General features: G+C 52.5%; 33 protein-coding genes and 1 tRNA gene. 10 read left to right on the top strand and 24 right to left on the bottom strand.

The window, feature by feature from the left end:
- Positions 1–271: 271 nt before the first annotated feature.
- Positions 272–1288, bottom strand: a complete 1017-nt coding sequence (holA, locus tag ACQ4M4_RS12675; protein WP_430684846.1) for a DNA polymerase III subunit delta — start codon at positions 1286–1288, stop codon at positions 272–274.
- A 46-nt stretch (positions 1289–1334) separates the two neighbouring features.
- Between holA and ACQ4M4_RS12680 the strand changes: the two genes are divergently transcribed.
- A tRNA-Val gene (locus tag ACQ4M4_RS12680) sits at positions 1335–1408 on the top strand.
- Between the two features lie 75 nt (positions 1409–1483).
- Complete coding sequence (locus ACQ4M4_RS12685) at positions 1484–2665, top strand: tyrosine-type recombinase/integrase (protein WP_430684847.1); 1182 nt, start codon at positions 1484–1486, stop codon at positions 2663–2665.
- A gap of 31 nt (positions 2666–2696) precedes the next feature.
- Here the strand turns inward: ACQ4M4_RS12685 and ACQ4M4_RS12690 are convergent, their stop codons facing one another.
- The 20 genes from ACQ4M4_RS12690 to ACQ4M4_RS12785 form a co-directional block, all read right to left on the bottom strand.
- The gene (locus ACQ4M4_RS12690) at positions 2697–3248 is read right to left on the bottom strand and encodes a hypothetical protein (protein WP_430684848.1); all 552 of its coding nucleotides are present in this window, start codon (positions 3246–3248) and stop codon (positions 2697–2699) included.
- Between the two features lie 7 nt (positions 3249–3255).
- Positions 3256–3789: a hypothetical protein gene (locus ACQ4M4_RS12695; RefSeq protein ID WP_430684849.1), complete on the bottom strand. Its 534-nt coding sequence runs from the start codon at positions 3787–3789 to the stop codon at positions 3256–3258.
- Between the two features lie 23 nt (positions 3790–3812).
- Positions 3813–4556, bottom strand: coding sequence for a TIGR04255 family protein (locus ACQ4M4_RS12700; protein WP_430684850.1), 744 nt, complete (start codon positions 4554–4556; stop codon positions 3813–3815).
- Positions 4557–4762: 206 nt separating this feature from the next.
- The gene (locus ACQ4M4_RS12705; protein ID WP_430684851.1) at positions 4763–5086 is read right to left on the bottom strand and encodes a hypothetical protein; all 324 of its coding nucleotides are present in this window, start codon (positions 5084–5086) and stop codon (positions 4763–4765) included.
- Positions 5083–5415: a helix-turn-helix domain-containing protein gene (locus tag ACQ4M4_RS12710; RefSeq protein ID WP_430684852.1), complete on the bottom strand. Its 333-nt coding sequence runs from the start codon at positions 5413–5415 to the stop codon at positions 5083–5085. Before ACQ4M4_RS12710 ends, ACQ4M4_RS12705 begins: the two co-directional genes overlap by 4 nt.
- Complete coding sequence (locus tag ACQ4M4_RS12715) at positions 5412–5633, bottom strand: hypothetical protein (RefSeq protein WP_430684853.1); 222 nt, start codon at positions 5631–5633, stop codon at positions 5412–5414. Before ACQ4M4_RS12715 ends, ACQ4M4_RS12710 begins: the two co-directional genes overlap by 4 nt.
- Positions 5630–5950: a hypothetical protein gene (locus tag ACQ4M4_RS12720; protein WP_430684854.1), complete on the bottom strand. Its 321-nt coding sequence runs from the start codon at positions 5948–5950 to the stop codon at positions 5630–5632. Before ACQ4M4_RS12720 ends, ACQ4M4_RS12715 begins: the two co-directional genes overlap by 4 nt.
- Positions 5943–6266 carry a hypothetical protein gene (locus ACQ4M4_RS12725; RefSeq protein WP_430684855.1) on the bottom strand — a complete coding sequence of 108 codons (324 nt, stop codon included), beginning with the start codon at positions 6264–6266 and terminating at the stop codon, positions 5943–5945. The genes ACQ4M4_RS12720 and ACQ4M4_RS12725 overlap by 8 nt, the downstream gene beginning before the upstream one ends.
- On the bottom strand, positions 6259–6564 hold the full coding sequence (locus tag ACQ4M4_RS12730) for a hypothetical protein (RefSeq protein WP_430684856.1): 306 nt from the start codon (positions 6562–6564) through the stop codon (positions 6259–6261). Before ACQ4M4_RS12730 ends, ACQ4M4_RS12725 begins: the two co-directional genes overlap by 8 nt.
- On the bottom strand, positions 6557–8551 hold the full coding sequence (locus tag ACQ4M4_RS12735; RefSeq protein ID WP_430684857.1) for a DNA N-6-adenine-methyltransferase: 1995 nt from the start codon (positions 8549–8551) through the stop codon (positions 6557–6559). The genes ACQ4M4_RS12730 and ACQ4M4_RS12735 overlap by 8 nt, the downstream gene beginning before the upstream one ends.
- The gene (locus ACQ4M4_RS12740; RefSeq protein WP_430684858.1) at positions 8551–8922 is read right to left on the bottom strand and encodes a hypothetical protein; all 372 of its coding nucleotides are present in this window, start codon (positions 8920–8922) and stop codon (positions 8551–8553) included. The genes ACQ4M4_RS12735 and ACQ4M4_RS12740 overlap by 1 nt, the downstream gene beginning before the upstream one ends.
- Positions 8923–9198, bottom strand: coding sequence for a hypothetical protein (locus tag ACQ4M4_RS12745; RefSeq protein ID WP_430684859.1), 276 nt, complete (start codon positions 9196–9198; stop codon positions 8923–8925).
- A complete protein-coding gene (locus tag ACQ4M4_RS12750; protein ID WP_430684860.1) occupies positions 9173–9625 on the bottom strand; it encodes an HNH endonuclease in 453 nt (150 codons plus the stop codon). Before ACQ4M4_RS12750 ends, ACQ4M4_RS12745 begins: the two co-directional genes overlap by 26 nt.
- On the bottom strand, positions 9606–11609 hold the full coding sequence (locus ACQ4M4_RS12755) for a hypothetical protein (RefSeq protein WP_430684861.1): 2004 nt from the start codon (positions 11607–11609) through the stop codon (positions 9606–9608). The genes ACQ4M4_RS12750 and ACQ4M4_RS12755 overlap by 20 nt, the downstream gene beginning before the upstream one ends.
- Entirely contained in the window at positions 11539–13098 is a 1560-nt protein-coding gene (locus ACQ4M4_RS12760; protein ID WP_430684862.1) for a hypothetical protein, read from the bottom strand. The genes ACQ4M4_RS12755 and ACQ4M4_RS12760 overlap by 71 nt, the downstream gene beginning before the upstream one ends.
- Entirely contained in the window at positions 13095–13319 is a 225-nt protein-coding gene (locus ACQ4M4_RS12765; protein WP_430684863.1) for a hypothetical protein, read from the bottom strand. The genes ACQ4M4_RS12760 and ACQ4M4_RS12765 overlap by 4 nt, the downstream gene beginning before the upstream one ends.
- Positions 13320–13385: 66 nt before the next feature.
- On the bottom strand, positions 13386–13568 hold the full coding sequence (locus ACQ4M4_RS12770) for a hypothetical protein (RefSeq protein WP_430684864.1): 183 nt from the start codon (positions 13566–13568) through the stop codon (positions 13386–13388).
- Positions 13565–13918, bottom strand: coding sequence for a hypothetical protein (locus ACQ4M4_RS12775; protein ID WP_430684865.1), 354 nt, complete (start codon positions 13916–13918; stop codon positions 13565–13567). Before ACQ4M4_RS12775 ends, ACQ4M4_RS12770 begins: the two co-directional genes overlap by 4 nt.
- Complete coding sequence (locus ACQ4M4_RS12780; RefSeq protein WP_430684866.1) at positions 13915–14172, bottom strand: hypothetical protein; 258 nt, start codon at positions 14170–14172, stop codon at positions 13915–13917. The genes ACQ4M4_RS12775 and ACQ4M4_RS12780 overlap by 4 nt, the downstream gene beginning before the upstream one ends.
- 79 nt (positions 14173–14251) lie before the next feature.
- Positions 14252–14437 carry a hypothetical protein gene (locus ACQ4M4_RS12785; RefSeq protein WP_430684867.1) on the bottom strand — a complete coding sequence of 62 codons (186 nt, stop codon included), beginning with the start codon at positions 14435–14437 and terminating at the stop codon, positions 14252–14254.
- A gap of 115 nt (positions 14438–14552) precedes the next feature.
- On the opposite strand from ACQ4M4_RS12785, the gene ACQ4M4_RS12790 reads away from it, so the two are divergent.
- Positions 14553–15155 carry a hypothetical protein gene (locus ACQ4M4_RS12790; protein WP_430684868.1) on the top strand — a complete coding sequence of 201 codons (603 nt, stop codon included), beginning with the start codon at positions 14553–14555 and terminating at the stop codon, positions 15153–15155.
- On the opposite strand, the gene ACQ4M4_RS12795 is transcribed toward ACQ4M4_RS12790, so the two are convergent.
- Entirely contained in the window at positions 15136–15735 is a 600-nt protein-coding gene (locus tag ACQ4M4_RS12795) for a hypothetical protein (protein ID WP_430684869.1), read from the bottom strand. The two genes, ACQ4M4_RS12790 and ACQ4M4_RS12795, sit on opposite strands and share 20 nt — an antisense overlap.
- Before the next feature lie 189 nt (positions 15736–15924).
- Here ACQ4M4_RS12795 and ACQ4M4_RS12800 point away from each other — a divergent pair, with 189 nt between their 5' ends.
- From ACQ4M4_RS12800 to ACQ4M4_RS12830, 7 genes are all read left to right on the top strand, one after another.
- The gene (locus tag ACQ4M4_RS12800; RefSeq protein WP_430684870.1) at positions 15925–16452 is read left to right on the top strand and encodes a hypothetical protein; all 528 of its coding nucleotides are present in this window, start codon (positions 15925–15927) and stop codon (positions 16450–16452) included.
- 2 nt (positions 16453–16454) lie between these two features.
- Positions 16455–17120, top strand: coding sequence for a hypothetical protein (locus ACQ4M4_RS12805; RefSeq protein WP_430684871.1), 666 nt, complete (start codon positions 16455–16457; stop codon positions 17118–17120).
- Positions 17121–17234: 114 nt separating this feature from the next.
- Positions 17235–17681: a hypothetical protein gene (locus ACQ4M4_RS12810; protein WP_430684872.1), complete on the top strand. Its 447-nt coding sequence runs from the start codon at positions 17235–17237 to the stop codon at positions 17679–17681.
- A gap of 209 nt (positions 17682–17890) precedes the next feature.
- The gene (locus tag ACQ4M4_RS12815; RefSeq protein ID WP_430684873.1) at positions 17891–18484 is read left to right on the top strand and encodes a hypothetical protein; all 594 of its coding nucleotides are present in this window, start codon (positions 17891–17893) and stop codon (positions 18482–18484) included.
- 242 nt (positions 18485–18726) lie between these two features.
- Positions 18727–19119, top strand: coding sequence for a hypothetical protein (locus ACQ4M4_RS12820; protein WP_430684874.1), 393 nt, complete (start codon positions 18727–18729; stop codon positions 19117–19119).
- Positions 19120–19149: 30 nt separating this feature from the next.
- Positions 19150–19479 (top strand): hypothetical protein, encoded by a 330-nt coding sequence (locus ACQ4M4_RS12825; RefSeq protein ID WP_430684875.1) that lies wholly within the window; start codon positions 19150–19152, stop codon positions 19477–19479.
- Positions 19480–19983 carry a hypothetical protein gene (locus ACQ4M4_RS12830; RefSeq protein WP_430684876.1) on the top strand — a complete coding sequence of 168 codons (504 nt, stop codon included), beginning with the start codon at positions 19480–19482 and terminating at the stop codon, positions 19981–19983.
- A 192-nt stretch (positions 19984–20175) separates the two neighbouring features.
- On the opposite strand, the gene ACQ4M4_RS12835 is transcribed toward ACQ4M4_RS12830, so the two are convergent.
- Together ACQ4M4_RS12835 and ACQ4M4_RS12840 are read right to left on the bottom strand one after the other, a co-directional pair.
- The gene (locus tag ACQ4M4_RS12835) at positions 20176–20466 is read right to left on the bottom strand and encodes a hypothetical protein (protein WP_430684877.1); all 291 of its coding nucleotides are present in this window, start codon (positions 20464–20466) and stop codon (positions 20176–20178) included.
- On the bottom strand, positions 20456–21379 hold the full coding sequence (locus ACQ4M4_RS12840) for a hypothetical protein (protein ID WP_430684878.1): 924 nt from the start codon (positions 21377–21379) through the stop codon (positions 20456–20458). Before ACQ4M4_RS12840 ends, ACQ4M4_RS12835 begins: the two co-directional genes overlap by 11 nt.

Consider the following 21379-nt stretch of genomic DNA (forward strand, 5'->3'; position numbering starts at 1 on the left):
GACAATGTCGCTCTTTCAGCATTGTAAAGGGAAGCGAGTCGCCTCTATCAACGCATTCCTCATGCTTGTTATAAGTCAGGACTTACGCATTTGTGTTGTGGGTGGGGTGCTTCCCCCCCCACCCACAACACAAACACACCAGATTTAGTGGACTTGCGTAAGTCCATTAAGTGTTGGCGAGTGGATATAGGCCCAGTATTTTTTGAGGACGTTGAACAGCAAGGTCCCCAAAAGAGATAAACCCTGATCGGCACATGCCACGCTGAGTCATCTAACGACGACCTGTTCGCACGGGTGCCGGGCTGATCGCCTGAAAGAGGTGGCATAGCTCAATAACCTTGCTTTGCATCCATATGCGCTCATCAGCTCCCTGCTTCAGGCCCATTTCCAACTCCAGCAGCACAGGCAAACTTTGGCGCAGTGCTGCCAGCGATATAGATTTCACGTCCTGCTGCAAAAAGTAAATCCGTTTAGGATTGGCAATTTCGGCTGCTTCGGCAATCTTGCGATCGTCTCGTTCTCCTGATTCCACCATCAGCTTGACCCATAGCCACATGCGAAACTGCCCTACTAATGTGGCCACAATGCGTAGTGCAGGCTCATTGCGATTGAACAGATCGGTTACTAGGGCGATCGCACGACCTGTTTCTCCCTGCCGAATGGCGGTGGCCAGTTGCAAACTGTTTTGTGTTGTTGCGGTTACCAAGGCCGTTACTGTATCCTCGGCGATCGCGTGTTTTCCTTCTCCTGCAAAGATCTTGAGCTTTTCCAGCTCGGTGTGAAGCAGGCGCGTATCGTTGCCCACGGCTTCGGCCAACAGTTCAATTGCTTTGGGCGATAGCTTTAGGCCAATTTGCTGGGCCGTTTGTTTGACGCGTTGCTCCAGCAATTCCGTCTTCCAGGGTGGAATGGAGGCAAACTCGCGAATTTCGGCATGTTTTTGCAGCAATTTGGTGGATTTGATACGACCATCGGGTTTGTTGGTGCTGGTGAGGAGCAGCACCGTTTCGGTAGGAATGACCGGGAGCGATCGCTCCAATTCGGCAAATAATTCTTCGGAACAGCGTTGGCAAATGGTCGTTTCTACCAACCACACCAACCGCTGCCCCATGCCAAAGGGGGGGGTCATTGCCTGGTTCAAGGCTTGAATCACCCCATCGGCCTGCTCTGGAGGAATTTTGTCGTAGTTGAAGCTTGACCACGCTGCGTCTAGTGTGCGATCGCGCAGCTCCGCAACGGCCTGCTGCATCGCAAAGTCATCATCTCCCCAAAACAGATAAATTGGCATGGAGGTTCCATCTGCACTTAACCTATGCTATTGTAGTTAATCGCACGGACGCATAGCTCAGTTGGTTAGAGCACCACGTTGACATCGTGGGGGTCACTGGTTCGAGTCCAGTTGTGTCCATCGCTGAAAAGCTCTAATTTATATAGGTTCTAAGCTTTTTGCGAGAACGGTAACCAATTTGCTGATTCTCAATAAGTGGCGACAAGTCTAGACAGAAAATCGACATCCCGCGACATTGCTGGTCGAGAATTGGTAGACCAGTTTTCGACCAATTTGAGGATGGAGCGCTCGCAGAAGGGTAGTGTCAAAGTCGAGGCCGATAAGGGTTGGCTGCGGCTGCGGTGGAGTTGGGGTGGCAGACGGTTCACAATGTCGCTGGGGCTGCCAGATGACGTGACCAACCGGGCGATCGCCCAACGCAAGGCTGAAATCATTCAGGCTGATATTCGATTAGAGCAGTTTGACCCAACGCTGGCCAAGTATAAGGCGGAGCCCGTTACGGGTGGGTTATCGGTTGTTGAGCTGTTTGAGAAATTTGTTGAATTTAAGCGCCGCCAGGTGGAGCCACGCACTTTGGAAAAGTATCGCGGGCTGGTGGGACATTTGCGGCAGTTTTTTCGAGCCCAAAAAGCAGCCCATATCACTGAGCTGCAAGCGTTTGAGTTTCGAGATAAGCTGCTGAAAAAGCTGTCGGCTGCAACGGTTTCAGAGCGGATAGGGTTGCTGCGGGCCTGCTGGGATTGGGCTCTGCGGCGTGGGTTTGTGAAAGAGGACCCGTGGGCTGAGGTGAAGGTGAGAGTGCCACCGAAGCAGCGCCCGCGCCCATTCAGCAAAGCCGAGTGCGAGCGCATTTTACACGGATTTCGGGAAGACAAGACTTACCACTATTACGCCGATTTTGTGGAGGTGCTGTTGGCGCTGGGATGCCGCATTGGGGAGCTAGCAGGGTTGAAGTGGGAGCACTTGGCACCAGATTGCAGCGCAGTGTGGGTGGGCGAGTCGTGGAGCCGTGGGCGACAGAAACAGACGAAAACCAATAAGGCTCGAAAGTTCAATCTCTCACCACGAGTGCAGCAACTATTGCTGAGTCGCAGGCCTGAGACTTATGCACTGGGCGATCGCGTGTTTACTACGCCACGAGGTAAGCCGTTTGATGATCACAATTTTCGGAACCGTGCGTGGATGCCAATTTTGGAGCGAGTTGGAGTCGAATATCGAATGCCCCGCAACTCTCGCCACTCATTCATTAGTAGGGCGATCGCAGCGGGACATAATCCGGCTGAGGTGGCTGAGATTGTGGGCAACTCACCCAAGACGCTGATGCAGAACTATCTGGGTGTGGCTGGAGGGGTGAACTTGCCTGAGCTGTGGAATTAGGGGCGAGCACCCCCAACAATAGGTATTTCAATCACAATTCCGGCTCATCCATCACCCAACATTCACCAGACGCCAAATCTGCCAATTTTGAACGCAGATCTTTGCGTAGGATCTTCGCTTGACCCTTACTTAGTCCCTCAGAGGTGGTTTTCTCATCGAGCCCGGTGATCCCTGCATGTCCGTTAGCACCTGGGCGCTCGTCTCTAACATTTTTCGTTTCAGGATCCAGGAAAAGATAGTCCCAAATGACATTTAGAATGCCGGGATACACTTTCTCGGGGCCAGCAACACCTTTGATGTTGCGAACATCCTCTACCTTAAGGCGAAGGACTAACCTACACCGAGAACTTGGGGAGTTCTCTACAAGAAAACCGTATGCTTGTTTAGGTGTTGTGAGAGACTCAGCCCACACACTTAAGGATGGTGGCAATGCCTTTTCGTCGCTACTGCTTAGCTGAAAAGCAGCGTCCATAGTTACTGCAGAGATCTGTCCTGTCTGCTCATAATCTGTTGGTAACCGACCCAAACGGATGACCCACAGTTCACCAGGGAGTGGGCTAAGATTCTGGCTTTCAGAGTTCATCGGTTGGCTACTTGCTGAAGAGAGCCAACTTCTCAATCGTGTCAGAAGAGAACCCATCCTCAAGCGTTGTATCTTCTCCGTAAACTTTTTCAGTACGCCTGTTCCGATAGAAAAACTCTACCTCACCACTGCCAAATATTTCACACTCAAAGTAGTGTTCGGCATTCGACCAGGTGTACATGAAGTTGTCCCGGCTGCCTGGACACGCACTCGGCACTTCTAAGGCCAACCTTCTAGCCTCAAATTGCTCTCTCAAAGCAACCCAAACTCGCCAAGCCAAATCTATTACTCCAACAGTAAATTCAGCTTCGTGGTTTGATATTGCCTCGGCACGCCACGACTTCAAAAACTGGCGTAAGCGCTGTTCACGTTGCTTATTAGGATTTGAGCGCTGATAATTATTCCGGGCAAAGGCTTTATATTTAATTGGAGCAGAGTCATCTAACAACTCTTGAATTCTCTCATGAATTTCCTTGCCTTCTTCACCCTCGGCTTGGGGGGCAAGTCCAGACGCACTACCGACTGAGGGTCGGTTGGTCATTAAGTCCCTTGTGATAGTGGCCATTATTTAAACAGGCTCCTCGTTTTATTCGTGATGCAAGCCTCAAACACATCGTTTTTTCTGATACGAAATCTTTCTAATAGCTCCCAGGCATCTTCTTCGGCAATAGGTGTTTGAGGCTCGCGGAACAAAGTAATGTCCAAGGCTATAGAAACAACATCACTAACTCCAGAAGGAGTAGGGACGACTCCTTCTTGCAGCATTAGCCAGCTGTCCAACTCACGTTCAGGGATGATTACCTGCATAACGTAATCTGCCAGATCCTGAGATAAGTCAGGTGACAGTTCCGGAAACGTTCGCAGATAATCCTTGAAGTCTTCAAGAGGCAGAGGCAAGTCTAAGCGATTGATATAGCGAACAGCAACTCGCTTAATGGAGCTTGGTTGAGCCACCGCACTGTAGACTTGCCAGAGTTTTTTTGCTTCATTTCGAAAAGGTTCCCAAGCACTGTAAGGGGCCAGTCGGCTAAACGCAAACCCATCTAGTCGAGCTTGCAAAACCTGCTTTCTGTCATCACTCAAAAACCGACAGCCAACCGTTTTATGGCTGGCAGTTGTCGTGAAGTCAGGCCCAGTTTGGATTTGGCTTTGAAAAGTGATTAAGTCCTCAGAGCGTGGATAGTCAGCCTGAATATCGCTCTGAATGCTCTTGAGATTTGTCACCTCCACTTCAGGTGGCAACTCAACTCGAAAATCAATCAGAGCTTCAGTAATAGGCGCTTTTGTATAAGGTCCTGCTTTAGTCATACATCAAAGCTTAGAGCTTATCCGAGAGGGAGAACTCAATCTTTAAACTCCTTACGGTTACAGCGGGCATAGTGACTTGGTATCCCAGTATTTCAGCTTTTGACAACTAAAGTTGCCGCTGTATTTACATAATGTACTGCAATCGGGTGCAGCCCACATCGCTCAAAAGCCGCCATAATGCAGAGCTTGAAGGGTTTCAAACGAATTTAATAGACTGACTTGGCGGGTGGTCTGGCAATGGTTGCCGGACCACCCGCGATCGCCTCTACCTGCCAATTCCTGCTAATCCAGAAGGTGCCATCTGCCAAAACCACCACATCACCAGGGCAAAGTGCTGGCAGGAGTTCATTGGGCAGACGAAAACCAGCAGAAAGGGCGATCGCATCTAGCAACTGTTGTCGTGTTGCCGGAGCACCAAGTTTGCTCCAGTTAATCCCTTCATGAGCATGCCAGTAGAGCGCAATTGGCATGGCATTATTCGGGCAAACACCAGAACTCACACCAGTAACGGGAATCGGATGCTCTATCATCCCCTCTTCCTCTTGCTGCTCAACAACTTAGCCCGCTTTGCTTCGATCGCCCGCTGATGAGCTGCTGGGTTGTTGCGGTTTCGCTGCCAGTCGCGAATCAACTCCAGGTCAAAGACCAGTTTTCCGCCTTCTTCCCAGTAGTGGACATCCTTAACCAGTTCAGGTAATCGGCGCTCTAGGGTTCTGGGGCTGATTTGCAGGATTCTGGCAGCATCCCGTTTGTCGCCTGTTTCAGGCAGAGCTGCGTCTAGCTTTTGCTCAATGCGTTCTAGGACTATGGCTAGCTTTTCAAGGGCGTTGGCCAATATCAAATTGGTGTCTATGTTCACGCGCTCTCAGCCTCCTCGTCTTGGGCAGCTCGCCACAGGTCAGCTACTGGCTTCTGTTGTTTGGGGTATAGCTTCTGAATTAGCAGGCACCGCTCCACGCTATTGAGCTTTCCAAAGACGCCGCGCATGGTGGTTTGCTGGTGTGGGTCTGTGATGCACTGTAAATACTCTTGAATCAGCCTCTCGGCTTCACGTAACTCAGGAAATGTCAGGTTCATGGCGATTTCCGCTCCACTTGCTCCAATCGTTCGATGATGTGCTGTAACTGATTGGTGGTTGGCTCTAAAACTTCAACTGCGATCGAGTGAATAATTTCGCGGCTGGAAGTTTCAGATGCAGCGTCCCAAGCGGGCACGGGGTAAGGGTTTAGCGGTCTGCCCAGGTCGTTGATGAGGCTAGAAATTGTTGCCCAAGCCTCGATGTATCGGTGGACAACGTGGGGCGGAGGGTTGCAGTCTAGCAGGTCGGGCAACTTAGCCCGGATCACTTGGCTCGTCTCTGCAAGGATTTGAATAAGTTTTTCGTTGTCAGTCATGGCGATCGCCCTCCTTTGCCAATGCCCCGATAATTTGCTGAGCCATGCCCATTGCTTCACGCTCCAGATTCACATCACCCTTTTCAACCAGCTCCATCACCCACTCTGAGAGCATCCCTTCCAACAACAGGACTACTCCGGGGTTGGCGACAAACTCAATGCGATCGCCAAATCTCACAGTAGTCATACCCTCACCTTCTCCCCACTCTTCAAATCGCTCAACCTCCTCCGGTGGATAGCCGGACATGCTGACGATGGCTGCAACGGTGTTCTCTGCCCACTGTCTGTTGGGCTTGAAAATGTCTGGTTTATGCATCGCGATCGCCCTCCCAAAACAGCTCCTCGTATTCTTCATGCGTCACGTCGAACTCTGGATGCCAACCCTGCTCAATCGTTTCGGACAGCAGCGGGTGAATTTGCCCCAGCCTTGCCTGCAACCGTTGCGCCATATCGCGGGCTACATCTGCGGATGCGCCTGTGTTGCCGGGGTGGCGTAGCGCTAGCTGAAGATGGGCAACCAGCACGTAAGCCCGGAACGGAGTAATAACCATCTCGATTGGTTCAGCAGCTTCCAAGATTTTGCTTATGGCTTCAAAATTAGGCAGTTCAGACATTTGAGGCTCCTTTGTTGATGGGTGGTTGGTAGATCAGGCCATATTCACCAAACGCTTTGATAAAGCGCTCAGGATGGTGGCCAAAGTAGAACAGGGATTGGCCCTGGCGGTTGCTTTCACCGGTTTTGTATGGGTTGTGGAAGGGGATACGGCCTGTGAAGTCGAGCCGAAGGGTGCAGGCCACGGCCAACTCCTGATACCAGCCGGTTTCGGTGGCATTGTTGGTGATGGAAAGGGCTGCGGTGATCTTCTGCTCTTGCCAGTGCTCAATCAGCCGTTCGTTAAACAGTTCGATCAGCGGAAAACTGTAGGGTGCGTTGAGCCATACGTTGCCAAACCAGGGTTGTTTGAGGCCATTGGTTTGGATGGTGTAGTAGTGCTTGGCCTGCACGGTTTGTTGGGCGAGGTCGTTGCTGGCAGGGTCGAGGGTGATTTCTCCGCCAAAGACCAGGCGAGCTTTGGTGATGATTGGGTGATCTGGGGTGTCTGGGGTGCCCCATTCGTCGCCTTCCCTAAAGGGCTGTGTTGCCGGGGTGGCATAGGATTTGCAGCCTTCGTTCATCTCCATCCAGTTGTGCTTGAGCAGCAGCGTGTCGTCGAATTCGCCCAAGTCGCACCAGTAGCGATCGCCGCTATCGGTGAGCATGCGATGTTTGCAGAGGTGACAGCCAGTGAAGGTAGAGCGCTGCATTTCACGGTTGAATTCCTCAGGCGTGATGGCAGGTTTACAGACTATGGGCTGCTCTGTGGCCTGAACTGCTGCGCGAATTGCCTTGGCGGTGGGCTTACCGTTGGTGGTGGCGATCGCTGTTCTGAGGGCTTCTGCACGCTGCTCAGGAGCGATTTTTTTCAGTTCGCGGGTTTGGCTAACCGAAGTGGGCAATTCCGAGTCCGGAATTCCGGATTCTTGCAGCTCGTTGGTGATTTTGCCCGCTTCTGCTACCTCATAGGCGTTGCTTCGCTCCCAGCCCCAGCGCTGTTTGCAATAGGATTCAAAACTCTCGTGCCCGGAGACACGCCACAACTGGTGCTGCTGAATTTCGGCAACAGCCTGCCACACTCTCTGTTTGCCAGCCTCAATTTGTTCTAGCCCTTCGCTGATCTGCTCTTCAAGCAAATCGAGTCGCTCTTCATCACCGGGCACAATTTCGGCTGGGGTGGCGGGGGCGATCGCCGCTGATGATTGATCGCCGATAATTTTGAGTGATATTTCGCCCTGCTCAACAACCCTCAAAATCGATTCAACAGGAGTTTCGATAATAGCAGTGGCGTTGTTATCGGCAGCATCGACTGTGGGGGGCCGAGTCGCCTTCTTTCGCTTGGTTTTGCAGATTTGCATTTCCTCAATGGATTTCCAGTGGTGGCAGGTGGCGTTGCCGTTGTCCCATGTGATTTCGATCAGGCTGGAGGTGAGGTGCTTAGTAACGGTGCCGTAGCTTTCGCCCCAGCCCCTATCGGCGGCCACCACACGGCAGTCAACGGGGAAGGCTTTGCAGATATCCGGGGGTTCGTCCGGAGTTCCGGACTGAGGTTGGGGGGATTGAGGGAGAACTGAGGGGGGATTGCTGATGACTTCAGCTATTTCTTCGGCAAAGGACTTGCCAGCGGGGCGCTCCACCAGCTCCAGCTCATGGGATGAGATCGGCCAGCCTCGTTTATCCTTCAGTGCGATATCGACTGTGCCTGGAGAGATGACTTCGAGCACCTCAGTTTCCTGGCCCCAAATGCTGGAGTTGAGTTTGTTGCGCTTCAGCACTCGGACGCGATCGCCCACTTGAAATTCAACGGCTTTCAGTTCGCATGGCTCCAGTTCGGAAATCTGGAAGGAGCGCAGTTTGCCGTTAGGGAATTCAACGCTGACACTGCCGTTGATACGGGGGGTGGACTGGATCACCCCCTCATCTCCCCAGAACTTCTGGCTGCTGGTCTCGACGGGGGAGATGCGCACGCGATCGCCCACTGCAAATTGTTGTTGTGCTGCAACCATCAGGCCACCTCCCACTTGATAAGCAGACCGTGGAAAGTCAATTTATGAGTGGTTTTGAAAAAACGGAACATCTCGATCCATGACTCGAAGCCGTCGGCAGCGGCGATCGCCTCTCTCGCATCCGCGTCGGTAATCCATAGCCCATCGACTTTAATGCCCAGTTCGTAATGGATAACAACTGGCAGCACTGCCACACAGAGCGGATCGACTTCGACGATTTTGCGGCAGGCCTTTGTCCTCATTCCCGTGTAGAGCTGCAACGATTCACCGGGTTTTGCGTGGCGGCGCTTGCCATTCGCTCGGATTGTTTGAGTTTTGCGGCCTGCCTCGATTGACGGTACAAAGCGGCCTTGAAAGTTATACGCAACCATCTAGCCCTCCTCCGATGCTGCGTACTCGGCTTCCAGTCTTGTTTGGGTTGCTTCGATTGCAGCCAGGTCCAGGTACTCATCCACGTCTTCAAGCAGAATGACCAGCGCACCCAAAGCTTTGTCGCCTTGCGAAATCGTCATTGAGATCTGGCCAGCATTCATTTCCTTGGCGGCTTTGAAAAAGTCTGCGATCGTTGCTTCCCAAGGGTTCAAAAAGGGGCTCTGCTCATTGGCTTCGGGTTCCATCTGGTTATCCTCTAACGGTGTTCGTAGCATTGCTCCACTCCTCTTTCAATGGGATTTGTACTTTGCTAGGCTCCTTCCCGTGGCCTGCGGGTTCAGGCGGGGTGAGCATTTCTAGGGTTAGTTGGCCCTCTCGCTCTAACCGGAGCCGTCGTTTGCGGCCCATTTGCGCCAAGTCATAGCGACAGTGACAGGGGGCACACCAGGCGCGTAGTTCGGCGTCTGGGTTTTCGGGGTCGTGGTTGAGATGGGCGGTGGTGAGCACATAGCGGGTAGGATGCTCGCTCATGGTGGCTGCTTCGCCCACAGTGACGTTGAGCCGGAGCAGGAATGCCAGCCATTCTTCGCCCGATTGCAGGCACTGTTGGCCGCATTGTTGGCAGGCCCAACTGGCTGATTCTTTGACCTGGAGAGCGATCGCCTCCCAGTTGTCGGGGTATCTAGACCGATCCATCGGCATGGTCATCACCTCGCTTCAAAACATGGGCAAATTCGATTCCGAACACGCTGGTTCTGGCGGTTTGCTGCTGTCGCACTTTCACCCGCTTGCCGTCTTTAGAGATGCTGAGCACTTTGCTGGGGTTGGTGAGTTCGATCATCAGCCCGTCATTCAGCAGGTTGATGGGCACTTCTGGCTCACTGCGGTATTTCTTGGGCACCTGCTCCCATGGGAGTTTGTCGCTGCCATTGCGAATCCACACCGCGCTAGTAGAGATGAGCACCAGATCGCCCACCTCGGGCGGTGGCTGGGCTTGGGTACTGAGTGCTGGTTGATACTCATTTTTTTGCTCAGACCAGGAGGCAAGGCCCTCTGCATTTTTTCGATCAACGAGATCAACCAGAGCCTCAGAATCGTCTGAAACAGTTGATGGCCCTGAGTTTTTCTTGTTGATCTCCTCGATCAACGGCAGATCAACAACGGGCGTGGAAAGATCAACAGGCGTGGGTGTGGTGACGCTTGTTGATCTCTGTTGATCTCTACAGATCAACAGAGTATTTTCAGTAGTAGCAAGGGTTTCAGGCTCATTTTCTGGGTCTGTTGATCTCGTTGATCTCGTTGATCGACCTCCCGATTTTTCGCTGTAGTCTTTGAGGAAGGTTTCGGAGAGTTCGTAACACCATCGGAGGGTGCGCTCGGGTGGGTTGGGTGGGCAGCTCTCGCTGGCGGTGAGCTTGGCCCGGTAGTAAGCGCGGCTCTGGTCTTCGTCGGAGTGAAACTTTTGCCGAGATTTCTCTAGCCCTTTGCTGAGCAGCAGCGACTCAATGATTTTGCGGTTGTAGCTGACTTTGTACTCGCGGTCTAGCGCCGTCCATACGCCAGGAACGTAGATGGCCAGAACGCGATCGCCATCATCCTTCTCAATCCAGCGGCAATTCCACTCGCCAATTTTGGATTCTGACTGGAGTGAGAAGACCTTTTCCAAAAAGTCGCGCAGGCTATCGCCTGATTCATCTGGATCGTTGACCTGGGCGCACACCACATTGAGCACATACCGTTTCAGCGGTGCTGCATCCACGCCCGCCAACTCTGCCACGCGCATGGCGTAGCAGAGCAGCAGGGCTAGTGATTTGGCAATCCTGAGGTGGGCATTGGGAATTTGGGCGGCCAACTCCTGCTCCAGCTCGTACACAGCCTGGGCGGGATAGCCCAACTCCACCAGCTGGGTAAAGCAGCCGGATGCAGCAGCCTGGAGCTGGGGCAACTCCCGAAAGGCACTAGCGTCGCCATCGGCAACTTTGGGGAAGAATAGCCGGACTAGGCGCGACTGAGTAGCGGCGCTATTTTCGCCGCAGGCGTGGTTTGAGGTCACCATCAGGGGTGAGTGGGGCTTTTGGGTGTTGAAGCCCGCGTTATCCTTGCCGCGCACCACCCTGGCTTTGGCGTTGTAGAAGCCTTTGAGAAATTCGTCCAGCTGCTCATCTCGTTTGGGGTCGTCGAGGCAGTGGAGCAGGCCACCAGCCAGCTTTAACCGCTCGTAGGCTGCTGATACCGAAACCTCGACCATCATCCCTTCCTTGTGTTGGCCAATGAGGCTGAGGGCGCATTCTGCGGCGGTGGTTTTGCCACTGCCGGGGTCACCGTAGAGGTTGAGGATGGGGAATGCTCCCTCGCGCTCTTGAATTTCCTGATAGTGAACACCTGCAACCGCATACCCGAGGGTGAGCAGCGCTGGCTCAAAGTTGCTACCAAAGGCCCGCTGCATGGCGGATACCAGGGCTTTGATAGCGTTGGGATTTTGGGGAGCGACCGCCGGTGATTTGAAATGGGATTCGTCACCGGTGATCTCGGGGTTGTAGACCCATAGCGATTTCTCTTCAGTTGTGGGCTCACCTTTGCGGGTAAATTGGCAATCTTTGAATACCCAGGTGCCATCAGACTGTTGACCCACGCGATCGATGAGCCGATAGGCTTTGCCCCGGCGAGTGTGGCGATATTCGTGCAAACGAACCCGGATCAGCGATTGGAGTGAATAGCTGTTGAGGTTGCAAACAATGCCTCCACCGAGCGATCGCTTGAGCGCATCGGTGGAGGCATTGTACGCTGCTGTAGTCGGCAGATTTGAGATATACCCGGCGCTGGCTGCTGTCGTCGGCCCGCTTCACTTGCAGGACCAGACCACCGCCCTCTTCGCTAATTAGCTCGCGCTCGACTTGAAAATCAAAATCGGCCTGGGGTCGGAAGTAACGTTTGCACGTTTCTTTGTCTTCTTTCCAAAACCCCAGCTCTCCCCGGTAGGCTTCGGGTGCTTGCCAGCGTTCGCGCTGCTGGCGGGCAAAGATTTCGTTTTCCTGCCGATCGATCGCCTCATCGATGGCGGTTTCCAGAGTCCGAATCACCTGCTCTGGAGTCAGGTTTGCCTGATAGAGCAGATTCCAGATATCGCCGCCGACGGGCATTTCTGGCCACAGGTCGGTTGGGTCGAGGGTAACAGCGGGGATTTTGGCAAAGTCGCACTCGCGTTGGAGTTCTGAGAACTTGTTTTCTCCGGTGATGTCGTGGTCGGGGTGGATGACCAGCATGGGCTTTTGCCCGTCGCCTTTGGCGATGTGGAAAGCCTCGGCCAAGCGCTCGATAATTTCCTTGAAATTGCTTTCGCCACCCTGGCAGGTAGTAGCCACCAGCCCCAGCAGTCGGTAGCACTCGACGGCCTGCTCGCCGGCGACGACAAACACCATGCCACCGCGCAGAATCTCTTCTTTGGCTTCGGCTTCGCGGTATAGGGGCCAGGTGCGATCGCCCTTGCCCTGGCTCCACATGCCTTCGTCGATGCGGCCTACCCAGTGATAGGGGCGAATTTGTTTGGATTTGGGTTTGCTTTTTTTCCGCTCGCAGTAAACGGAGCGGCGATCGCTCCATTGACGGCGCTCTACTTTGCCCAACGGTGTGCCGTCGTGGTGAGGGTACAGGTACTCAATCACCTGCTCCACGTCGCCCGTTTGGGGGTCGGTGGTGGCAATTTTGATATCCCCTTCCACGATGTCCCACGTGCTGGCATAGGTTGCCCCGTAAGGCGTGGCGGTGATGAGGGTTTGCCATTGGCCCTGGCGCTCACCACCGCGCGTTTTGTGAACGACAAATAGGGAGTCCGGAGTTCCGGACTTGAACGCCACCAGATCACCAGGCACGATGGGGCGATCGCCTGGATCGGTGGGTTGCCACTGGGGAATGTCGGCAGGAATGGGGCGAGGTGACAGGGAGACAAAATCGGGGAAGTGCTTGCGTTTGGCGCGGTTGTAGCCGTGTTTGACGAAGATGCCCCGGCCATCTTTGGCGGTGCCTGCTCTGTCCCAGCCTTCGGCCTGCTCTGTCCATTGGCAAATGGCTTTGAAAATGGTGCCGTTGTCGTCTTGTACGAGGTAGCAATAGTGGTCGCGATCGCACAAGGGGCAGCGCGTTGAGGTGGATGCTTCTAAACCTGTGCCTTGGTTCATGATCTGGCCTCTCCGCTGGGTGGACGAATGGTGGAGAGGGCGTTGTTGAGCGCTTCGAGCTGGCTGTAGTAGGCTCTGATGTCGTCGGTTGCTGATTCGGGGATGGCCCCAAAGTCGTAGAGACAGCTTAGAACCTCAACGAGTAATTTGTTAGTTTGCTGCTGAGAGGTGCGCAGCGCTTGAACTTGAGCCTCTAATCGGGCTATGCGTTTTTCGGTCATGGTGCGGTCTGTAGGGTGGAGAGGAAAGCCCCGAGGAAGGGTAGCAGCTGCTCCGGGGCGAAGGCTTTAGATGCGTTGCAGCACTTGTTCGCTGGCAGGCTCAATCCAATAAACTCGGCTGAGAATTTCGCGGTTGAGCATGTTGGCATCTTGCTGGCACTTGTCGCGCAGATAGGGCGTTTTGGCGCGATAGATTTCGTAGGGGTGCTGGGGGTCACACCAGCACAAAACCCAGTAGGCTTCAATCATTTGACCTCCAATGCTTTGATATAGGCGGTGAGTAGGGCGATCGCCGGGTTGAGATTTCGGTCGCTTTCACACCGTACGGTTGCTTCCCATCCCAGGCTTGGAATGCGGTGCAGTTGGCAGATCCAATTCCGGTGGGCGATCGCCAGTTGCAGGGTGAACTGTAGGCAAGCTGAGTCGATGGCCGACATAGACGGACTGACCGGATCAACCTCAATCCAGTAGGATTCGCCTGTTTTTGGTTCGGTGATACAGAATTCGCCTTCTACGGGCTCCTCATCCAATCCGATAGAAACGTTGCAGCGTTCAGGCTCTAGCTCTGCCCAGCGCTTGAGCAGGGTATATGGGCTCATGCTGCCTCCACCCATTCGATTGGGATGAGCAGGTGTTGATGCTCAACAAAAAATCGCCTAACCCTAACGGGAGCGATTTCGAGATAGCGGGCGATCGCCCCAAATGTGGAGGCATGGGGCAGCTCACTAGGGCTGAATTCTAGATAGTCTTGCCCGTCGAGGCTGAATTCTCCTTGGGTGGGGATGCCATATGGATAGACCTTTCGCAGTTCCGCAATGGGCTGCGGTACACTTGTATTTAAGTTTGTAAACATCGATTTGTTCCTTGCGAAGGGGACAAGCAGAACCCGCCCACCGTGCCGCCAAGCAGAGGGGTGGGTTTTGTTTTTGGGGCTAGGAGGCGATCGGCTCTTGGGGTTGTTCGCCCTTCTTTTTGAGCCACTCTGCGACGGCCTCGGTGGCTGCATCGTTTAGTGAAATCTGGTTCTGTCGGCAATAGGCCCAAAATTCCAAAGCAGTCCGACCACCGAGCACCGGGCGTACTGATTTGGGAGCAACTGACTCAAGAGTTGTGTTCATTGGCTCTTGTACAAAAGACATCGCCATCATAGATCGCTGTTTGCCATTTTGCAATTTGAATTTGCATTTCACATTTTGCAGAACGCTATGAAATCACTGGTGTAGTTTTGTAGGTATGAACAGCGATCGCGAATTTACAAGACAGGGCTTGATTCGGCTAGGAGCGTTGATACAGCAGGCGATTGACGATCGTGGGCTATCGCAAAAGGGCCTGGCTGAAGAGCTAAAAAAGCTAGGTTATCCGGCTAGGCCGGACGAACTTTCACGGGTATTGCGCGGCCAAATCGACAAGCCAAATGCTGCTTTGCTATGGGCGATCGCAGATCTGAAATTGCTAAAGCACGACTCTGGACCGCCTTACAGCTTAGAAAACTTGTTGGAAATCGCCTGTGGCAAAGAGCCGACAGTCACGCTGGCAGAGGCTTCTGGCATGTATCGAGTGCAGCCCAAATTTGCCGATGCAGTGACGCTGCTGCGGCAAATTATTGGAGATCGTACGGTGGAGCAAGCGGCGCATGATGCGGCTCTAGAGCCAGAGGAATTGGAAGAGTTGCTGAAGGGGCAAGAAGTGCCCACCCACTACCAATTCGCGCTACTAACTGGACTGTTTCCTGGACACAACATCCGCCCGTTAATGGCGCTGTATGGCATTTCCCCAGATGACCGTCCGTCATCCACTCACAACAATGGCTCCAAACCTAAGTCGGCTCGCGGCTGAGCGTTCGCATGAGCCGAATTGGCACTCCATTGTGCCAAGCTAGCCAGCCATTCACAGTGAGGCGAATCAGTTCACCCTGGCCGTTGAAGCCGAGGTATTGATACTCGTGGATATAGCCGTGCTTCAAAATTGCCTGGTTAATCCGCTCAAGCTCATGCGGAAGCCAGTATGGGGCAACATTTATAGACGTCCAAGATCTGCCAAGTCTGCTGTTGGCATCAAAGCTTTGGCTACTCCATAGGCAAATGTGGCTGTCTACCGTTACAGCGCACAAATCATCATCAGACTGTGGCAGTACCCAGCTGATGGGCATGGGCGGCCGTGGCTTTGGCATTTGGTTTATGAGTGGAGGCTCAATTGCTGTACTGCGATTACCCGACTTCACATTGATTCGGGGGGTGTTGAACTTGCTGGCACAATCGCACAAAGCCTTAACCACTGCTGGGTATCGCTCAGGTTTGCATTCCACCGTAATTTCGCCCGATTCGTGGCGAAAGAATTGGCAGTTTGAGAACTCTTGAAGTTGCTCAGGGGTGTTGGCAAACTGGGCGGCTATGAACTGATTGGGAGATGAGTACATCGTTCAATGCTCTAACAGGTGCGCTAGCCATAATCACTACGATATGCAAGCGGGACTACTTAAGGGCATTTTTTTGGCAATTTCAGAATGTGTTGGCCAAAAATAGAAAACCCTGCTATGGCAGGGTTTGTTGCTCAGGCTGCCCCATTGGGCATTCTGAGATGGTTATTCTCATTTGGTAGGTTACCCATGACTACGACCCCTAAATCACGTTCGGGCTTGTGGAAAGGTTTAGGAATTGGGGTGTTGGTTTTTGTTGGATTGGGTGTGATCGGAAATTTTTTGCCTGAGACTGAGCCAGTTGCGGAGACTGCACCGGCTGTGGAGGAGCCAGCAGTAGAAGTTGCTGAAGTGGAAGCGAGTTCGGCTGCTGAACCTGAGCCAATTGCAGAAGTGAGCAATAGTGGTGAATTGCAGGAGGACGTTGAAACCTATACCAATTTGGTACGCACTGTAGATCCTGAAAGCACGGCTGTGGTCAGCATTGCTGCTGACCCAAATATTGAGGGGCAAATCATTATTGAGGTTTCGCAGGCGTGGCATTACGACCCTAAGCAGGTACGACTGCAAGCGGCCCAGGCCCTTTGGGAGAGTTGGGCAAAGATTCACAATCCCAATGAGCCTGACAAGGCGCGGATTCAGCTTGTGGATGGGAGAGGTAACTCGGTGGGTGGATCTCGGTTTTTGGCTGGTTCGCTGATTTATGTGGATGATTAACTATGCCCAAGATAGAAGGATACTTGGGCTACTTGGGGCTTGGCGATTGGTGGCTTTCGACGTTTACAGCAGCGGAGCGAAAGTACATTGAACAGCTTTATGAACCTTTGGGTGGTGATCCAAAACTCACGCTGACCCGTGGCAAAGTTCAGGGTTCATCTATTCGAAAAGCTCAACTTCTGCATGGCTTGGCGGGGTGGTTTCTGAAACCTGGCGATCGCCATATTGCTCGACGTATTCTCGCTAAGGCTGAGGATGTTGGCCGTAAAGAGAATGACATTTTGGGGCTGCACTTTACCTACTCGCAAGCGGTAAAAACCTACTACAAAGATCGTGATGTGGAGCCGCAGGCGTTGGAGATGGCGATCGAGTTTTGTGAGAAGCAGATTGAGCTGGCTCCAGTTGCAGCTGAAGCTTTTCGCCAGGAGGTGCGATCGCGTGAGAAATTAGGCAAGGAATTTGAGAAGCAAGGCATTAGTGTCACTCCAATCCCTGAAAATGCCTATGACCTGCCTGCTCATGTTGGGTTTGAACAGTTGGCGATTATTCGAGAAAAACAGAAGGACTTCGCTGAAGCAATTCGACTCAGTACACTGGCTAAATCCCAAGGATGGGCAGGTGATTGGGATAAACGAGTTGAGCGGTGTGAGAAGCGTCTGAACAAGTGATTCGGCATCATGCCCTAAATTAAACCCCGTCAATGGAAATTGACGGGGTCTTTTGGTACTCAGATTTGCCCACAGGGCACTCTGAGAAGGATATTCTCATCTGGTAGGTTACCCATGAGTGCTACTTCAAAATCACGTTCCGGTTTGCAGAGGCTTCTAAGCATCGGGGCGCTGATCATTATTGGCTTGGGTGTGCTTGGCTTTCTGTCTCCCCTGCCCGCAACTGCCGCAAATAACTCGGCAGCGGACGTAGCGATGCAAGTGGATGTTGATACTTACACTAAATTGCTTCGTACCTTCGATCCAAATGGGCAGGCAATTGTAAGTGTTGAAGCAGATCCGTTCGTCCGTGGAAGAGTGGTTTTAGAGGTCTCAAATGCTTGGCATTATGACCCTAAACCGATTCGGCTACAAGCAACACAAAGCCTTTGGGAAGGCTGGGCAACAATTCACAACCCAGATGAGCCTGACAAAGCAAGAATTAAATTGGTCGATGCTAGGGGCAATCAGGTAGGTGGATCAAGGACTCTTGCGGGTTCGCTCTTGTATGTCGATGACTAAGCTATTTCACAGCTAATATCAAATTTCAAGTTTTGGTATTGTGCCAAACATCGTTCAATAAACCCCGTCAACCTGAAATTGGCGGGGTTTATTGTTGCGTATGAAACCTCTATGAAACAGGGTACGAAGTGCATATGAAATGCCTACGAAACCCTATGAAAAAGGGGTGAAATGCTTACGAAAACCCTACGAATTGGGATGAAATGCATATGAACCAGCCTATTGATCGACCCCATACGATTACTTCGATTTCGACCGATTTCCGTATTCAGCGCCGCACGGTGCAGCTGTGGCTGCAAAAGGCCAAAGCCGATGGACATGACCTGGGTGAACTGATTGACGATGTGCGCCACTTTAGCGATGAAGAGCGCGGAATTTTAGTGCAGTACGGGAAAACGCCTAAAACGCCTGCTCCAACAGACTTTATCGAGGAGGATGAGCCGCCTGCGATCGCCACTCAGGTTGACTTGGCACTACCAGAACGCTTTAGTGCAAATGCTGCGATCGCTCGATTTGACGGTGCTTTGGGAATGACGACAGATCCATTGCAAATTGTTGATATGGCACAAGCAATGTACGGCGCAATGGGAAATGCAATTCAACACAAAATTGACCTGCAACAGCAGGAGCTGCAACAACATGAGGAAGCTCTGCAAAAGCTAAAGGATATGGAGCAAAGTGCAATTACAGATTTGAAGATTCGAGCACTTGAATCGCGCTTGCTTGCCCAGAAACAAAATGCTGTCACCAATGAATTGCAACAACAGTTTGGCAAGATTTCTGATTTGGGAAAGTCGGAATAATTGTTGCGTTGGTATTGATATGTTGTCTGGGGTATTGGCTACGGCTTAACCAGTGTGATCCACCAGTAAATGATGCACTTTTAGAATCTTTGGCTCGGTGCCAAGAATGCCACCAGTAAACCGCCCCTACCCTCTGTAGGGGCGGTTTATTTTGATGGGGAAAACCTAATTGAAGTGCAGGGAGGAATCGCCAAACTCTCGCCCTGCACCCAATACCCCTCGTCAAAGGAGGCTTTTTCATTATGGAATTAAACCCATTTGGAGCGCTAATTCTGTTAGCTGCTACTGCTGGGGTTGGAACCGCAATAGATGATGCAATGCAGCGAACTCGCCAGATGTCTTCAGCATTGCCATCTGCACCGGAACAAGTGGAATCTGCCAGCTTTGGTGGTGGAGGTGACCAGGTTGAAGACCATCAACCAATATCTAGAGCAGACCTAGAGCTGCTGCTGAATATAGGTGGTGGGATTGATGCAAATGGCATATTTTTGCAGCCCATTGCGTTGAACTGGGGGTATACCCCAAGTGCGTCCACTGTGCGAATGCCTTTTGCCTGGTCACCTGATGAAGCCGCCTTGCTTCGGGTGCAGAACGGACACTATGTAGCGATCGACTTTGAAACGGGGGCTTGGTAAATGCAAAGCACTGACAAGAACTCGTCTCCAATGTTGATACTGGTCGGTTTGGCTGTTGTGGGTGTGGTGCTTTTGCCCAATTTGGGCAATGCTCCAACTCAGCCCAACACGTTTCCTATTGCGCCGCATGAGGTGAATATCCCAGAGCAGCAAGAGGTTCATGGAGCCACGTCTGCGGCTGCTTGCCAGCAGATGGAGAGAACATTTATACTCCAAGGCAGAAATCTCAGATTGAAAGAGATTCGGCGCAACGATGCGAACAAGGGTGGTGGAGTTCTCACGCATCTTTGTGTGTTTGAAGGTACGGATGCTCAAGACTCATATTTTCAAGATCGTCGTTACGAAACGGAGAGCTGGTAAATGATTTATATCTATTCGCCCGTTAGCGAAGACTTGGTGAAGGATGGTGAGGAGTTCACTTCTATTGTTGATAAGGCTGATGAGCCTGTTGAAGTTGGCGATTTGGTGAGCATGGGTGGCGATCGCCAGTGGCGAGTTATGGCTACCGAAAGCTACACCTCTGAAAGCGGGGTGATTTGCCTTGCACTGGTGATTCCTGATAGTGAGGAGGTGCCAGATGCAAGCCAGTGGACGCACAACATTTTGCGCGATGGTGAGCAGCTATCGTTTTGTGTGTACCGCTCTGAGGCTGGAACGGTTACCTATGGCTGGATGATGCACGGATCTGTGCCGGGTGGCAAACTAACGGCCTATGAGCCAACGGAGCATCCAACGCTGATGAAACCTGGCCCTGATGAATGGTCGATTGATGCGGTTGAAACTTTTGTGCCAGAGGTTGAATCGCCAGTTTTTGACCATGTGTATGTGGCGAAGCTGTCTAAGCTGGAGCCAGTAGCAGCCTAAGTCAAACCTATTTCTCGCGAGGCCAAGAACCCCCAGCGCTTTATTGCTGGGGGTTCTTGGCTTTAATGGGTTAACGTCAAATCCGTTTGTCTATCACTTTTCGCATTTTTTGAGAGACAAACTTTGAATGCCTTCCAAAGAAAAAGGCTACAGCTCTAGAGCTGTAGCCTTTTGGGGGAGTCGCAATTGAGTTCAATTTTTGGTGTTACCTTTGGTGCCTAGCCACTCGCCAGACCAAACATAGTGGGCGATCGCGAACCGGAGTTTGTGCTCGGGTGTGGGTGAGCGGTGGCGTGAGTTTGTGGGTTTCATGAACCAGCGGTTGACGGTATCGAGTGAGCAGTGGGCGACGCGGGCAAGCTGTTCGCGGCTGAGGCTGTAATGCTGCTGGAAGTCGGCTAGCTCCATGCTGGGTGATGCCAAATCGAGCTGTACCCAATGGCGACGGCATAGCACTAGAGCTTCGGTGGTTTCAGTTTGCATGGTAGACCTCCGCGTAGGATGTGATCATGCTGGGGCTGATGCGGGAGAATAGGCTGCCGTTTTGGTAGATTTCGATCTCTTTGATACCGGACTTGAGGGCGGTGGTGGCGAGGCTGAGAATGATGGGATCTGTGAGGGTGAAGTCGCCTTGGCTGGAGTCGGGGATGTGCCATTGCAGGTGCATGTTGGCGGTGATGGCAAACCAGGTGGGGGCAAGCAGCAGCTCGATGATGGGGTTGCCGTTGGCGCAGAATTTGCGGCAGGCTGCTTGAAATTCTGCACTGTGCTGGGCTGTATTTTGCGCTGGAAGGCGTGTGGGTGGGCTGCTGGGCCTGTGGGTGGCTTTGAGCCGGATGGGCTTGCCTGTGGCGCTATAGTGGCCGCGGGGATTGCGCAGAACAATGCCCTGCTTATGCAGCTTGACTAGGCTGCTGCGAACGGTGTTGGGGTTGATGCCGCTGCGCGCTACCACTTCAAGCGGGGTGATGCCTGGATTCTCGCTGACGAGGCGGAAAACGGTCTGGATGTTGAAGGTGTCTTGTACGACCAGAGACGGTTCTGGAGCTGCGGTTACAGGTTGCCGAACGAACTGCTGTAACCGCCGTTCGCACTCCAAAAAGTAGCGCCGAACTTCTTTGCCTTTGGCTGTGCCTGCCATCATGGCCAGGGATTTGAAGCAGTCTAAGGTGAGTGAAATTGCTTCAACCTTAGTAGCGCTGGAACCATTGCTGTGAGCGACGTTCATCCACTTGGATAAGTAGTCTATTCCAGCCTCAAAATTACGAGTTAGCTTCTTTTTCGCAGCCTGCTTGGATGAGTAGCCGATCCACTGCCAAGCGTTGTCAAAAATGACCGGGAACGGCTCACTAGAACATACCAACGCTTCTACAGCACTTGCTGATAGATTTGTCAT

This window comes from Leptolyngbya sp. AN02str (genome assembly GCF_050565595.1).
GTDB lineage: Bacteria > Cyanobacteriota > Cyanobacteriia > Elainellales > Elainellaceae > Kaiparowitsia.